13 protein-coding genes are annotated in these 14,202 nt (G+C 42.9%); 4 read left to right on the top strand and 9 right to left on the bottom strand.

All coding sequences use genetic code 11. From position 1 onward, the window contains the following. Positions 1-173: 173 nt before the first annotated feature. Both MHB56_RS26570 and MHB56_RS26565 read left to right on the top strand, forming a co-directional pair. Positions 174-509 carry a LytTR family transcriptional regulator DNA-binding domain-containing protein gene (locus MHB56_RS26570; RefSeq protein WP_036686243.1) on the top strand — a complete coding sequence of 112 codons (336 nt, stop codon included), beginning with the start codon at positions 174-176 and terminating at the stop codon, positions 507-509. A 185-nt stretch (positions 510-694) separates the two neighbouring features. Next, positions 695-1,852: a peptidylprolyl isomerase gene (locus MHB56_RS26565; RefSeq protein ID WP_341144199.1), complete on the top strand. Its 1,158-nt coding sequence runs from the start codon at positions 695-697 to the stop codon at positions 1,850-1,852. Positions 1,853-1,936: 84 nt separating this feature from the next. On the opposite strand, the gene MHB56_RS26560 is transcribed toward MHB56_RS26565, so the two are convergent. Beyond that, positions 1,937-2,131: a hypothetical protein gene (locus MHB56_RS26560; protein ID WP_036686240.1), complete on the bottom strand. Its 195-nt coding sequence runs from the start codon at positions 2,129-2,131 to the stop codon at positions 1,937-1,939. 71 nt (positions 2,132-2,202) lie between these two features. Next, positions 2,203-2,802 (bottom strand): nitroreductase family protein, encoded by a 600-nt coding sequence (locus MHB56_RS26555; protein ID WP_076125903.1) that lies wholly within the window; start codon positions 2,800-2,802, stop codon positions 2,203-2,205. A 272-nt stretch (positions 2,803-3,074) separates the two neighbouring features. Here MHB56_RS26555 and MHB56_RS26550 point away from each other — a divergent pair, with 272 nt between their 5' ends. Then, positions 3,075-4,472 (top strand): metallophosphoesterase, encoded by a 1,398-nt coding sequence (locus MHB56_RS26550; protein WP_076279784.1) that lies wholly within the window; start codon positions 3,075-3,077, stop codon positions 4,470-4,472. A 97-nt stretch (positions 4,473-4,569) separates the two neighbouring features. Here MHB56_RS26550 and MHB56_RS26545 read toward each other — a convergent pair whose 3' ends face one another. Together MHB56_RS26545 and MHB56_RS26540 are read right to left on the bottom strand one after the other, a co-directional pair. Beyond that, entirely contained in the window at positions 4,570-6,087 is a 1,518-nt protein-coding gene (locus MHB56_RS26545; protein ID WP_076125900.1) for a copper amine oxidase N-terminal domain-containing protein, read from the bottom strand. Positions 6,088-6,179: 92 nt separating this feature from the next. Then, positions 6,180-6,848: a TraX family protein gene (locus MHB56_RS26540; RefSeq protein ID WP_076125898.1), complete on the bottom strand. Its 669-nt coding sequence runs from the start codon at positions 6,846-6,848 to the stop codon at positions 6,180-6,182. Between the two features lie 473 nt (positions 6,849-7,321). Between MHB56_RS26540 and thrS the strand changes: the two genes are divergently transcribed. Continuing rightward, positions 7,322-9,235: a threonine--tRNA ligase gene (gene thrS / locus MHB56_RS26535; RefSeq protein WP_341144198.1), complete on the top strand. Its 1,914-nt coding sequence runs from the start codon at positions 7,322-7,324 to the stop codon at positions 9,233-9,235. 80 nt (positions 9,236-9,315) lie between these two features. Here thrS and MHB56_RS26530 read toward each other — a convergent pair whose 3' ends face one another. The 5 genes from MHB56_RS26530 to MHB56_RS26510 form a co-directional block, all read right to left on the bottom strand. Then, entirely contained in the window at positions 9,316-10,305 is a 990-nt protein-coding gene (locus MHB56_RS26530) for an aldose 1-epimerase (RefSeq protein ID WP_076183424.1), read from the bottom strand. Between the two features lie 84 nt (positions 10,306-10,389). After that, positions 10,390-11,106 (bottom strand): MgtC/SapB family protein, encoded by a 717-nt coding sequence (locus tag MHB56_RS26525; protein WP_036686231.1) that lies wholly within the window; start codon positions 11,104-11,106, stop codon positions 10,390-10,392. Between the two features lie 181 nt (positions 11,107-11,287). Beyond that, positions 11,288-12,079, bottom strand: coding sequence for an SDR family oxidoreductase (locus MHB56_RS26520; RefSeq protein WP_076105002.1), 792 nt, complete (start codon positions 12,077-12,079; stop codon positions 11,288-11,290). A 112-nt stretch (positions 12,080-12,191) separates the two neighbouring features. Beyond that, positions 12,192-13,304, bottom strand: a complete 1,113-nt coding sequence (locus MHB56_RS26515; protein WP_341144197.1) for a rhamnogalacturonan acetylesterase — start codon at positions 13,302-13,304, stop codon at positions 12,192-12,194. 57 nt (positions 13,305-13,361) lie between these two features. Beyond that, on the bottom strand, positions 13,362-14,201 hold the full coding sequence (locus MHB56_RS26510; RefSeq protein ID WP_038570347.1) for a carbohydrate ABC transporter permease: 840 nt from the start codon (positions 14,199-14,201) through the stop codon (positions 13,362-13,364). Position 14,202: the final 1 nt, after the last annotated feature.

The raw sequence follows: 14,202 nt of genomic DNA, 5'->3' as shown, positions 1-14,202 counted from the left end.
CACTCATTAGATGTGATCATCTATATAATCTACAATTTTTAAACGTTAATTACAAACGATAAAGTTAGAAATGTACGAAACAATTCAAAAATGGGTCTTTCCAACGATTAACTGTTGTGATATAATGAAAGCGCTAACATTAGTCTTTTATTCCGTATAAAGGGGGAACATGAATGAGTAGCATCCTGCTGGAAGCCAGAAATGTGTACGAGGACTTCGAGGTGGAGACAGACATTCTGTTCTTTAAGGTCGGGGACCATGATTTGGTCATTTTTCACGGCAGAAACTATAACATAAAAAAGAGAATGACTGCCGAGCAATTAAATCGATTGTTGTCCAATTCAAGTTATTATCATGTGTACGGTGGCTGTTATGTCAACCTGAACAAGATCAGCTCTATCGCAGATGACTGCATTTATTTCGGTGAAATGGGCCTGTATGCTAAAAACGTACGTGTCCCAAGACGAAAACAAGAAAGCATTCGTCATCTTCTGAAAGGACTGAAGTAGACATCTTATTCCCATTAGCCGGAAAGGCATGTTACTGATGCCATTTCCGGCTTTTTGCTTTTTATTAATAGAAACTTAAAAAGATCCTGCCTTTTTTTATACTTTCTTAAGGTTTAGGATTAGGATTTCTGTTAAAGTTGTAAATAGACAAGCAACACCTATATTGAAGGGAGTCATTACTAATAATGGACAAAAAAGATCTGAATGGAAATGAGAAATTAGAAAACAACGGTACCACGGAAGAAGAATTGAACACTTCCGAGATTATCAATGAAGAGGTTGAAGTAGCGCAAGTTGCTGCTGAGGAACCTGTGAATACAACAAAAGCAGACAGTATTCCAGTAATGAACAAAGTCGGTGCGAACAACGCTACGCCACCTACACCTCCGACTGCTCCTAGAAGCAATAAAGCTTGGATGATTGCCTCTATCGTATTAGCTGCAGCACTAATCATTGTTCTGGTCGTCCAAAAAGACGACAGCAAAAAAGCTGTTGCAACAGTAAACGGAACAAAAATCACAAAAGAACAACTTTATGATAAATTGATCGAAGCAGGCGGAGAAAGCACGCTGCAATCTATGATTACAACTGAGCTTGTTGATCAAGAGGCTAAAAAAGCTAACGTAACTGTTACAGATGAAGACATCAACACTGAACTTGAAGATCTTAAAGCACAATTCGGCGGAGAAGCTGCCTTTAATGCTGCTTTGTCCCAAAGCTCAATGACTGTAGACGACTTGAAAAAGCAAATGCCGCTGCAAGTAAAGCTGCGTAAAATCCTTGAGCCACAAGTCACTGTAACGGATGATGAAATCAAAGAATACTATGACACAAATAAAGCTACTTTCAGTGAAGAAGAACAAGTTCGCGCTTCCCACATTCTCGTTGAGACTAAAGAAGAAGCAGATGCAATTCTGAAGCAACTGAAAGAAGGCGCAGATTTCGCTACTCTTGCCAAGGAAAAATCCTCTGATACGGGTTCCAAGGATAATGGCGGAGATCTAGACTTCTTCAAACGTGGCGATATGGTAGCTGAATTCTCTGATGTAGCCTTTAAGCTAAAAGTTGGTGAAACCAGTGATGCTGTCAAATCCGATTATGGTTATCACATCATTAAAGTAACCGACCATAAAGATGCTAAAGACTATACACTGGAAGAAAAGAAAGATGAAATTCGTAAAACACTAGTTTCGCAAAAGGTTTCCACTCTGTCCTCCACTTGGATGTCAGAAACAACTGAAAAAGCAAAAATCACGAACACACTTACTGACGCTAAAGAAGATGCAGCTGCAACAGCTGAGCCAACTGCAAGCGCAGCAGCAGGAAATGAATCCACTAAATAATTGTGCCCGTCAAAAAGCAGGACAAGCGTTAATAAACGCTGTCCTGCTTTTTTTCATTTCTATGTTCAGGCCTTTGATTAAGCCTTAATGGCCTTTTTTACGGATTTGTTTATCGTGGTTCTCCCCCCACTCTTTCGCCTGCGCTGTGGCAATTGAAATCGCCCGCCCCTCCTCATAACCATCTTCGAGGAGCGCATTCGCAATATCGATTGCCTTATTGCGAACAGGTGCTGTGAAGTTCTTCAATGATTCTGGATAATCCTCTTTGTTCCATGGCATACCAAAAACCTCCTTAACCAGTCTATTTACATACTTAGCCTGGTTAAGGAGGTTTCAAACGCTTATTTCACTTATTTAAAGACTTTAACACGATCTTCAATCGGTTGGAATTGTTTCTCACCAGCAGGAGTAACTGTTTTACCAAATGGCAATTGAGCAATCAATTTCCATTCTTGCGGGATGCCCCATGCTTCTTTTACTTCATCATCAATCAGTGGATTATAGTGCTGCAAGGATGCACCTACACCTGCTTCAGAAAGTGCTGTCCATACTACAAATTGCAGAATACCAGAGGATTGGTTAGCCCAAATTGGGAAGTTCTCAGCATATAGAGCGAAGTTCTCTTGCAGGCTCTTCACTACCGTTTGATCTTCAAAGAATAGTACGGAACCGTAACCTGCTTTGAAAGACGCTAATTTTTGCGCTGTTCCTTCAAATTGTTCGGCAGGAACGATTTTACGCAATGTTTCTGTAGTGATATCCCATAGTTTATCGTGTTGTTCTCCAAGAAGAACAACGGCTCTTGAGCTTTGGGAGTTGAAAGAAGTTGGGCTATGTAGCACCGCTTGTTCAACGATTTCTACAATTTGTGCATCCGAAATCGTAGATTCTTTACTAAGGGCATATATGGAACGTCTTCCTTTTACTGCTTCAAAGAAATTGTTAGACATAAAATAACTACCTCCATTAATTTTAGTAACTTACTTTTGTATATCTTAGCACCTTTTTTCTGAAAACACAACAGTTATTCACAACTTATTTTGTCGGATATATTCGTTGCCAACTCTTATTGTCGCATTTATGGGCTTAATTATGCACCTGATCTATTAATCATTAATCACTTCAGGCGGGCTAGAAACTGCCCTCTTCCTTTTCCGATATACACCACGAGCTAAAATGCGCTACAATAGTGCAGCAAATGTATAGAAGGAAGGTTATAATCATGAAATTCCCAAGCGAGAAAGCCCTTGTTCGGCATAGAAAATCAGCCTTAATCTCATTATTGCTGCTCCTTTCAATGAGCTTGGCTCTAACTAGCTGTAAAGACACAAATTCGTCTAATTTAACCTCAACAGCACAAGATCCGAATGATCTTCACCCCCTCACTTTCTGGGTGGCAACGGACACTCACTTCTTAGATAAGAAGCTACAGGATGGCGGTACAGCTTTTCAAAAATATGTAACTGGCGGTGATGGAAAAATGCTGCCTTACAGTGATGAAATCCTTGAAACCTTGGTTTATGACGCTGAGCAGCAGAAGCCTGATTTTCTCATCCTGAGTGGAGATTTAACAAATAACGGAGAACGCAGCAGCCATCAGGAGCTAACCCAAAAATTAAAGCGAATCGAAGCACAAGGAACCTCTGTTTATGTCATTCCAGGCAACCACGATTTATTTAATCCTTGGGCCAGATCCTTCAGCGGGGATAAGCAGCTTGTTACGGATTCCATTACAGACAAAGACTTTACCAAGATGTATGAGGATTTCGGTTACAAAGAAGCTGTATCACGTGATAAAGAATCACTAAGTTACATCGTTAAGGCAGCGCCAAATTTATGGCTCCTTATGATTGACAGCAGCCAATATCATAACAATCAGAAATACGGTTTCCCCCAAACGGACGGACGCCTGACCGCCTCTACCCTATCATGGATAGATAATTCTGTTAAACTGGCTGCCAAGGAGCATGCTTCTGTTCTCACGGTTATGCACCACAATCTACTAAGCCACACCTCTATGTCTGTTTCAGGCTTTAAGCTTAACAACAGTCAGGAAACAATAAAGGTACTTCGTGAAAATGAACTTAATTTAGTCTTGTCAGGCCATATCCATATGCAGGACATCCGGGTAGACCCGGTAACTTCTTCGGAAGAAACGCCAATTTATGATATCGCAACAAGTGCAATGGCTGTCTATCCACATCAATACGGAGCGATGACCTTCGATCCCCTGAGCAGAACCGTCAATTATGAAGCAACGCCCTTAAATGTAGAGGGATGGGCTAAAGCTAATGGCAATACAGATCAGAATCTTTTAAACTTCAAGACCTATGCTGAGGATACTTTTGCTACAAACTCTTATAACAAAGCTATGGATGGTTTAAAGGAGAGTTCCTTTACGCAGTCTGAAAAGGCATCGATGGCAGAGGTAATGGCCAAGCTAAATGTAAGATATTTCGCGGGGACAGCCGGCAGCTCCTCAGAAGATATTAAAGTGATGCCAGGCTACAAGCTTTGGAAAGGCCTACAAGAAGGCTTCTTAGGTGGATACATCCAAAGTATGACAGAGGATAAAGAGCTTAGTAATATAGCTTTAGAGGTGGTATTAACGAAGCAATAACTGGATTATGTATTCATATGAAAAACCCAGCCTCCACCCGCATTTATGCGTCAGATGGAAGCTGGGTTTATTGTGTTAATTAATCGTTAAGATACAACTATTTCCGTACAATAGTAATCCAACCATCTTCATCTACCGACACAGTAGCATGAAGCGCTTCAGCAAGCAGACGCAAGGATACATATGCATCGCCATACTCGTCAACAAATACAGGTTGGGCAAGCTTTACAGCCGTGCCGTTAATCAAGGCTTCGGAAGAACCGATTTTGAATACCAGTTTATCTCCGTACACACCATCAGTAACGTTAATTGCACGATTGGCCGTATCCCATTCTACAGTAGCATCTAAATCTTCTGCCAAATAACGCAGTGGGATATAAGTAGTGTTCTTGTCTACAATCGGGTAATAATATTCGTCATCAGGTTCGATAACAATGGTTCTCTTCGTAATGCCCAGATCATCCTTCAATATACGATATACATCAGAATCTGGGGCAAAGTTTCTCAAAGTCTCTCCAGGTGTAAGTCCGGAAGAAATATCAAGTGCACCTTCAGTGCTGATTGGATCAGCAGTTACAGCACCGCCAATGTTCCAAATCTGACTGGAAGCTTTAAGCGAGAGGCTCTTCAATGGGAAATCCTCGGTACCCGGAAGCGCCACTTTCAGATCAACATTCTGTTTACGCACATGCAGAGCACTATCAACGAAAATATCAACAGATAACTTCGTATCCTTACTCAACACGGTCTTCATCTCAGGAGTTGATTTGTAAAGACTGTCCACTTGATTGTCATATACTAGCAGCAATGCATCAACAGCCAATTTGGCAGCATCATGCAATACAGTTACGACAGCTTCTTTATCATCCAGTGGAATATCTCCGAATCCCAGATTGAAAATATCGCCAGAACCGTCTTCATCCATAGCTTTGATCACAGGGTACAGATAGTCGTAAAGACCACCCACCAATTCAGTAAAACCTTCTGTGTCTTTGGAAACAGACTTCAGGAAGCCTTTTAACAATGCAGGAAGCTCATCACCAGTCACTTCTGCATGCAGCTTCGTCATGTTCAACTGCTCACCATACACAGCATCACTAACCGGTGTAATGTTGATTACGCCAGGATTAGGAAGATTCTTAACAACGAATTTCGTCAACAGCTTACTGACATCTTCAGCTTTTGCCGTATCCAAGCCTACTTCACCTAAAATTTCATCGTATCCTTGTACAGGGAAGTAGAACGGTTGTTTTGCTCCTTCAACTGTAAAAGCAAGTGTTTGTTTGTCCATAAACAAGGTGAATGGAATATTCAATTGTTTATAACCAACAGTTCCTTGGGCCGATAAACTCCCATTATCTTGTAACTTAGCTTTACTAATATTCAAGGAAAAAGAATTAATAAGATCAACCATTTCCTTATCTTCCGCGCTAATTCCCTCTATGGGCTCAGCATTCATGGAAAAAGTCATACTGGATTCTGATGATTTAACATCAACATCCCCAATCAACGCCTTATTAACATCGAACCCCCCTACCGACTGACAGCCGGCAAGAACTAGCATCAGTGCGACAAAAGGCAAAAACCACTTCAATTTCGCTTTAACTCTACTCATAGCATGTCTCCTTCATCTTATTTTGTGAAATCAATCCATTATCTCAGCTAAGGTAAGTTTTGTAAATCAAAGTTCCTTTTATTGTAAAATGTTTAGATATTCAACAAACTTCGCCATTCGATCTGAGCCCAATCCTTGTAAATTACAGCCTTAACTATCGCCAACATCAGTAAATGTGCAGGATAAAATGACCACCACATCCAGCGCGGAACCCGGTGCCGCTCCAAGCGATCCCAAATTAAAGGCGTAAAAGCAATCAGCAAGGTAGGTAAAATACTGAGCATCTGTACAACCCAATAATTATAAAACATATAGAAAAGATTCAGTGCCAGATGGGCTCCAACAAGCCAGTACGATTTCGTATAACGAAAAATCAATACTAAGAGCAAACCGTACGCATTATAATCTATAGGGTAATAATCCATTAACACTATAGCAGCAATTACCACAGGTATACCAAGCCATAGTGAAGGCAGCTTGTCCAAAATTACCAGTACGATTGCTGACAGCAATAACGTAAACACCACGTTCCAGCCACCAGAATTTAGCGCTAGATTATAGGGAATCTGGGCAATAATCGCAATCAAGAGCAACCGAAATAAATATTTAGGTCTGGATGAAGTATGGATATGTCCCTGCACAAGCCCATAACAATAAATCGGAAAAGCTATTCTCCCTACATATCTCCAAGCAAGATTCTCCGGGAAAAAGATATAGCCAATATGGTCGATTAGCATCGTCAGCATGGCAATAATCTGCATTACAATCCCCCTTAAGCATGTTGAAATATAAATTCGCCAAGTCCATCCTCATTTCCTTTACCAATAAGCAAATGAAGACCGCGGAGAAACGATCATCCGATTTCTGTGCACCTCCCCCCTTGACTTTATCGAATACTATTGAGTAATATTAACTAGCAACAGAATATGGCAATGATCAAAGACATGATTTCCTACACGAACTGTCCAGAGAGAGAAGTCCAGGCTGCAAGCTTCTCCAGTTACCGGTTGTGAAGTTACCCCTTTGTAGCCGTGGCGCTGAATCCGTAGAACTTTGTTTTTTCGGTAGTATGCGGCACCGATTTATCCCCGATATCGGATACCAATGAGGTCCTGTCTATATGACAGGTCGAATTAGGGTGGAACCACGAGCTGAACGCACTCGTCCCTTTCTGGGAGAGATGCGTTTTTTTGCGTTCACAACTAACAATATTTGAGAAACGGAGGCTAAAATCATGAAGATCAAGGTAACACTGCAAGATGGAACAATTAGAGAGGTACTGCAAGGAACAACGATTAAAGAAGCAGCAGGTGCCATAAGTACCAGTCTGAAAAAAAATGCTGTAGCTGGAAAAATTGATGGAAAATCTGTTGATCTAAACCAAGCGATCGAATATGATTGCCGGCTCGATATTGTTACGTTGGATAGCAAAGACGGTCTTGAGGTTTATAGACACAGTACTGCACATATCATGGCGCAGGCCATAAAACGTATATATGGAGATAAAGCTGTCCAGCTAGGCATAGGTCCTGTTATCGAAGACGGCTTCTACTATGACATTGATATTGAGAAACCTCTATCCACTGATGATCTTGCTGCAATCGAACAAGAAATGGCGAAAATCATCCAAGAGAATCACCAGATTGTCCGCCGTGTGGTGAGCCGCGCAGAGGCCATTAAACTTTTTGAAGAGCTGAATGAGCCTTTAAAGCTGGAGCTTATTCATGATCTGCCGGAAGACACAGTATTAACTATTTATGATCAAGGTGAATTCTCCGATCTTTGCCGTGGGCCACATCTTCCCTCTACTGGCTTGGTCAAAGCCTTTAAGCTGTTGAATGTAGCGGGTGCCTACTGGCGTGGAGATTCCAATAACAAAATGCTGCAACGTATTTATGGAACTGCCTTTCCTAAAAAAGCGCAGTTAGAGGAACATTTACTGTTTCTTGAAGAAGCTAAAAAACGTGACCACCGTAAGCTCGGCAAAGAACTTGAGTTGTTCATGTTCTCAGAAGAAGCGCCAGGCATGCCCTTCTATCTTCCCAAGGGAATGACAATCCGTACAGAGCTTGAGAACTTTGCCCGGGAATTACAAAGACAGAGAGATTACGATGAAGTTCGTACACCGCTGATGATGAACAATCGGCTTTGGGAGCAGTCAGGACACTGGGATCACTACAAGGACAATATGTATTTCACAGATGTAGATGAAACAAAATTTGCCCTTAAGCCGATGAACTGCCCTGGGCATATGCTAATTTTCAAAAATAATCTGCATTCCTACCGGGAACTGCCTATCCGTATCTCGGAATTCGGTCAAGTGCATCGCCATGAATATTCCGGAGCACTGAACGGGATGATGAGAGTCCGCACTTTCTGCCAGGATGATGCTCACCTCTTCGTTTTGCCAGCGCAAATTGAGGATGAAATAAGACGGGTAATCTCACTGATTGACCATATTTATCAAGTGTTCGGCTTTGAGTATAAGATTGAATTATCAACTCGGCCGGCAGATTATATGGGATCTGAAGAATTATGGGATCAGGCTGAACAATCTTTACAAAATGTATTAGACAATCTCGGGATCGAATATCGTGTGAATGAAGGGGATGGCGCGTTCTATGGACCTAAGATTGATTTCCATATCTTAGATGCGCTAAAACGTAGCTGGCAATGTGGAACAATCCAACTAGATTGGCAAATGCCAGAGAAATTCGATCTTACTTACATCGGGGAAGATAATCTTAAACATCGCCCGGTCGTAATCCATCGCGCTGTTTATGGGTCGATCGATCGTTTTATGGGGATTATTACTGAACATTTCGCTGGGGCTTTCCCACTGTGGCTCGCACCTGTTCATGCGAAGTTATTGCCAGTCTCTGAGAACTATGTTGACTATGCACTGCAAGTGAAGCATCACATGGAGAAGGCTGGCATTCGTGTCGAAGTAGATATCCGAAATGAGAAGTTAGGCTACAAAATTCGTGAAGCTCAGCTTGAAAAAGCACCTTACATGCTTGTACTTGGAGAGAACGAAAAAAATTCCGACACTGTCTCTGTAAGAAAACGTGGTGAAGGTGATCTTGGTTCGAAGAGTATCCAAGACATCATTGAACAGATTAATGAAGAGATTATTAGTAAGAGATAAATTTAAGGGGCTGACTAATCGTAGAAAAACTACGTTTGAGACAGCCCCTTCTTTATAACCTATTCATATTCACATGAACTCTATTTTACGTACAGGCGGCTGCTCTCTTCCCAATATTCACCTGGTTTCAGGCTGAACAAGCCGATTTCATCAGCAGGAAGATCTACCATTGGCGCATTCACTAAGTTAATTTGTGGCTCAGGGCAGAAGAACTGTTCTGTAGCACCATTATTCCAGATCATCCATTGTTTGTACGAAGTCCCTACATCGTACACCAAGGTTACTCCAGCTTTGCTATCGGTAAGCTCCATCCGGTTGCGTCCGTTCTGAGGTACAGCCGTGTAGTGATTGTCCATCGATGCAAAATATGGATTCACACCTTCTTCACGAAGCTGAACTTCTCCTGGCTCCAACGCCTGGAATTTGCCTGTTGGCAGCATGCGGTCGTTGAGCTCCCAGCGCTCGCCAATAGTAGCTTTTACGCGGTAATCTTGTGCACTGCTTCCTGGTGCGAAAGGTGCGTTAATGGCAGTGTGGAATGCCAGCAAACAAGGCATCACATCTTCTCCATCATTGTGCACCAACACCTGTTGAGATAATCCTCCTTCGCCGAGGGTATAACGCAATTTGATCGTATACTTATGTGGCAAATACTGATAAGAAGGATGATTCTCATCCACCTTGATGAATACGGTTACGAAGCTTTCAGTCTTACCGCTGCCAAATTCTTCGACTTCCCAAGCTGCAGTATGTAAAAATCCGTGTAAATGGTTGCCCGTTGCAACTTCATTTACTGGGAATTGATAAGTTTGACCATTCCATGGAAATTTACCATCCTCATAACGATTTGGAGGAAATAATACAGGAATTCCGTGAATCCCCGGACTTGCCTTAAAGGCTTCCATCTCTTCAGCTCCAGGCTCATGCAGGAAGCGATATCCGTTTTCGGTATCACGGAAACAGATCAGGTTGCCGCCAATGCCTGGCAGAATAGCTGCCTCATAACGACCGGCTTTCAACCAGATAGCTGCTTCTCCTTCATATTGTCCTTCATACGCTGTGATTGACATAATATATTGTTCTCCCTTCCAGTGTCTGATAATTGTCTCCACTTGATAGATTACCACATCTAGTCATGAGGTGACATGCTCTTTTTACAATTGCTCCACTTCTACGCTCATTACATGTTCAATTTTCTTCACATCGTAATAGATTTCTGTTGCGTAATCCCGATCCGGTGCTGAGATCACCATATCGATCATTTGTCTGCCATCTTCCAAATCTTTAATTTTCATTCTTCGAATCGCTCGGGATGGACCTCTAGTACTACGCTGCGAGCTGACCTGAGGCCGCTCGATTTTTTGGATCACTTCTGTAAGCACAAAATTAGCTTCCATAATGATCCTCACTGAAACTTCATGTTTATTCAGTACTTCTGGTCCTAGCGAACGGATTAAATGAGGAACTAAATTCACAGCAAACATCAGCAGAATAACCGCATATGCTGCCTCAATATAGAATCCCGCACCCACAGCTATACCAATTCCAGAAGCTGTCCAGATGAGTGCTGCCGAAGTAAGGCCCGAAATGGCATCTCCGCCTCTACGCAGAATAACACCCGCACCCAAAAAACCAATCCCGCTGACAATCTGAGCCGCAAGCCGCATTGGGTCCATGTTGGGATGCTCTGGTCCTGCGAACTTATCAAAGGCATGGATAGACACCACTGTGACAAGACAGCTCGCAATGCTTATGACCATACTGGTCCGTATCCCCAGCGGTTTCTGCTTGATCTGTCGGTCAATCCCGATGAACAGCCCGAACAGCATGGCCACTAGTAACTTCATTAATGATTCCAATTGAAAATCCATATCGCAATCTCCTTTCTCCAGAGATACTCCATTATAACGGAAATTGGAGATAATGATTAGCTTTATTTTACAACAAAAAACGGCATAACCATCCTCAGCGCATATGCTCTTTCGACCCGTGTGGTCCGGCATAGCGACGAGGATGGAATCCGTTATGAGAGGCCAAGATTATGTTGAAAAATTAACCATGCAGAAGCGACTCTGCACCGTCACAATAAATTTCCGTCCCCGTAATATGATCTGAATCTTCAGACGCCAGAAACAGCGCCAGCTTCGCTACTTGATCAGGTCGCCCCGGACCTTCTTCCAACGGTTGATCTCCCTCAGGAAATTCTACTGGGATTTTCACTTCTTTCAGATCCTCTGATGGAAAAGTGTTGTCATCTATATTGGTCTTTATAGCCCCAGGACAGATCGCATTTACGCGGATTTGAAATTGAGCCAGTTCCAGTGCCGCCATTTTCATAAAAGCAACCTGTCCTGCCTTTGTCGTACTGTAAGCAGAAAAACCAACATTAGAAAATACACGATTTCCGTTAATGGAGCTGTTGATCAGGATGCTGCCTCCGCTTTCTTTTAGATGCGGTATCGCATATTTAACAGTCGCGAAGGTTCCACGCAGGTTAATATGAATGGTCTGATCCCAAGCTTCAATATCCATCGTTTCAATAGGCGTCATCGCCCCATTAATCCCTGCGTTGGCAAAAACAACATCAAGACGACCCCATTTCGCGGCCGCCTTATTTATCGCCGCTTCCACTTGTGGTGGTTCAGCAACATCACATTCGATAACTAGGGCTTCTCCGCCCTCTTTCTCCACTTGCTGTCTAACCTTTTCAGCATTTTCTACAGTTCTGTCCAATAATACAACTTTGGCTCCGTTACGTGCGAACTCAAGCACGGTTGCCCGGCCAATTCCTGAGCCGCCTCCGGTTACAACTGCAACCTTACCTACAAGCTTTTTATCTGCCATATCGTGATATCCTCCTTCTTATCATGCAAGTCTTCCAGTTAAGTTCTTTCCTTAACCTTAACCTTGCATACAGAAGTTGAACCGACAGATATTTACTTTTCCTTTAGGATTATTATTCTCCCTGACGAAGATGAATGATGAGATCGTTTAATCCAACTTCCCGGATCCCTTCCACTATAAGCTCAGCTAGAAGACGAGCCCCTAAAATCTGAAAATGTGTATTATCCTGCACCCCACCTGGATGCGCAATAAATTCTCCTGGATAGCTCCACATGAATAAATCTTTTGAGCCCTCTGAGCCATAAGCTGCAAAGAGCTTGCGGCTCTTCTCGGCTAAATCAATTAGTGGAACCTGCTCGGTATCTGCGAGTTCCCGCATGGCGATTAAATAATCTCCATGCGTGTCTACAATTGCTTCTTCACTATCAAATCTTCGCCGATGTACAGAGCTCACAAGAACCGGATAGGCCCCCGCTTCTCGGGCGACTGTAATCAACCGGAGCAAATGTTCTTTATATGTAGTAAAGGGATCGGTATGTCTTAAATCATCAGTTTTGGAATCATTATGTCCAAACTGGATGAACAGATAATCTCTGGGTCTGATATCTGCGGCAATGCCCTCCAAATGCCCTTCCTCAATAAAACTCTTGGAACTGCGTCCAGAAAGTGCTCGGTTATCTACAGCTATTCCGGCTTTGAAGCAGCGTGGCAGCAGTTGGCCCCACCCCGCATAGGGGTAACCTTCTTCCCCTTGATCGGTCACCGTGGAATCTCCCGCCAGAAATAAGACTAGCGCTTCATTGTCCATCTGAATGTCCAAGGCGTTAATACGCGGTGCCGCACCCGAGAACGATAGCTTTAGCTGCCCATCCTTAACCCTAATTGCAAAGGATTCGCGCAAATATTGGCCCGCAGGCACATTTAGCGTGTCCAATACGAACTTGCCTTCTCCAGCTTTGATAAATGTGCTGGTATCTGCCAGAGCATCACCCAACAACAGCGTAACACGGTAGATCCCATTCGGGAGATCCAGAAGAAAAACTGCTTTCTGTGGGATGCAGCAATCGCTTCGCAGTATATCTGTTCCCCCTCTGAAACGACCAAAGACGGAGGAATCAGAAGTGAAACCATACCCTATTCCCTTAGAATAAGATGTGTCCGGCCGAATTTTGGTGTAGCCAGGCTCAGCTTCCTTAATCCCAAAATCAAAACGATAGCTATCCAAATTCAGCCGCACCTTTCTTAATTAGAGATTTAAAACATTTATATTCGTTTGCTGAAATCAACCTTTCAAACCACTGGTGCTGATTCCTTCTACAATCTGCTTTTGGAAGATAAAGAAGATAATCATGACTGGTGCCAAACTTAGAACAGACATGGCGAACATTGGACCCCAGTTGGATACGGACTCACTGTCCAGGAACATTTTAAGCCCCATCGAAACTGTATATTTAGAAGGTGAGTTCAAGTACAATACCGGTCCAAGCAGGTCTTCCCAGCGCCAATAGAAGGAGAAGATCGCCGCAGTAGCCATAGAAGGACGAATGAGTGGAAGTATAATTCTGAAATAAAGTCCAAATTTCCCACAACCATCGATGGTAGCCGCTTCATCAAGTTCAACAGGTATGGTCCGAATAAACTGCAGCATTAGGAAAATGAAAAACGGGACACCGAAGAACTGTGGAACAACGATCGGTTTGATACTGTCGAGCCATTCCAATTTGGCATAGATAATGTATTGAGGGACGAGCACCACATCGGAAGGAAGCATCAGGGTCATCATCATGATTCCGAACCATAAGCCATGGCCTACAAATTTATTGCGGGCAAAACCGAAGGCAACCAGTGAAGATGAAATGACTGCGCCCAGTGTTGCGACAATAACAATTACAAAAGAGTTCTTGATGAAGACACCAAAGGAGTAACCTGCAATACCTTCCCAGCCTTTAGCATAGTTCCCCCATTCCCATGGATCAGGTATAAGGTGCTGCGCTGTAACAAACACAAGCCGGCTCTCTTTAAAAGAACTCATGATCATCCACAGAATCGGATACAGCATAACGATAGCGAGGCCACCTATAAGGATGTGATAAAGCGGCCATTTCAGTTTAATTTTCGCCATG

Origin of the sequence: Paenibacillus sp. FSL H8-0315 (assembly GCF_038005365.1) — a bacterium.
Lineage (GTDB): Bacteria > Bacillota > Bacilli > Paenibacillales > Paenibacillaceae > Paenibacillus_AQ > Paenibacillus_AQ odorifer.
Note: the sequence above shows the minus strand (reverse complement) of the source record. Positions and strands in the feature narration are given on the sequence as shown.

Coding starts and splice junctions, on each gene's coding strand:
- MHB56_RS26570 (WP_036686243.1), top strand. CDS start 174: ATGAGTAGCATCCTGCTGGAAGCCAGAAATGTGTACGAGGACTTCGAG.
- MHB56_RS26565 (WP_341144199.1), top strand. CDS start 695: ATGGACAAAAAAGATCTGAATGGAAATGAGAAATTAGAAAACAACGGT.
- MHB56_RS26560 (WP_036686240.1), bottom strand. CDS start 2,131: ATGCCATGGAACAAAGAGGATTATCCAGAATCATTGAAGAACTTCACA.
- MHB56_RS26555 (WP_076125903.1), bottom strand. CDS start 2,802: ATGTCTAACAATTTCTTTGAAGCAGTAAAAGGAAGACGTTCCATATAT.
- MHB56_RS26550 (WP_076279784.1), top strand. CDS start 3,075: ATGAAATTCCCAAGCGAGAAAGCCCTTGTTCGGCATAGAAAATCAGCC.
- MHB56_RS26545 (WP_076125900.1), bottom strand. CDS start 6,087: ATGAGTAGAGTTAAAGCGAAATTGAAGTGGTTTTTGCCTTTTGTCGCA.
- MHB56_RS26540 (WP_076125898.1), bottom strand. CDS start 6,848: ATGCAGATTATTGCCATGCTGACGATGCTAATCGACCATATTGGCTAT.
- thrS (WP_341144198.1), top strand. CDS start 7,322: ATGAAGATCAAGGTAACACTGCAAGATGGAACAATTAGAGAGGTACTG.
- MHB56_RS26530 (WP_076183424.1), bottom strand. CDS start 10,305: ATGTCAATCACAGCGTATGAAGGACAATATGAAGGAGAAGCAGCTATC.
- MHB56_RS26525 (WP_036686231.1), bottom strand. CDS start 11,106: ATGGATTTTCAATTGGAATCATTAATGAAGTTACTAGTGGCCATGCTG.
- MHB56_RS26520 (WP_076105002.1), bottom strand. CDS start 12,079: ATGGCAGATAAAAAGCTTGTAGGTAAGGTTGCAGTTGTAACCGGAGGC.
- MHB56_RS26510 (WP_038570347.1), bottom strand. CDS start 14,201: ATGGCGAAAATTAAACTGAAATGGCCGCTTTATCACATCCTTATAGGT.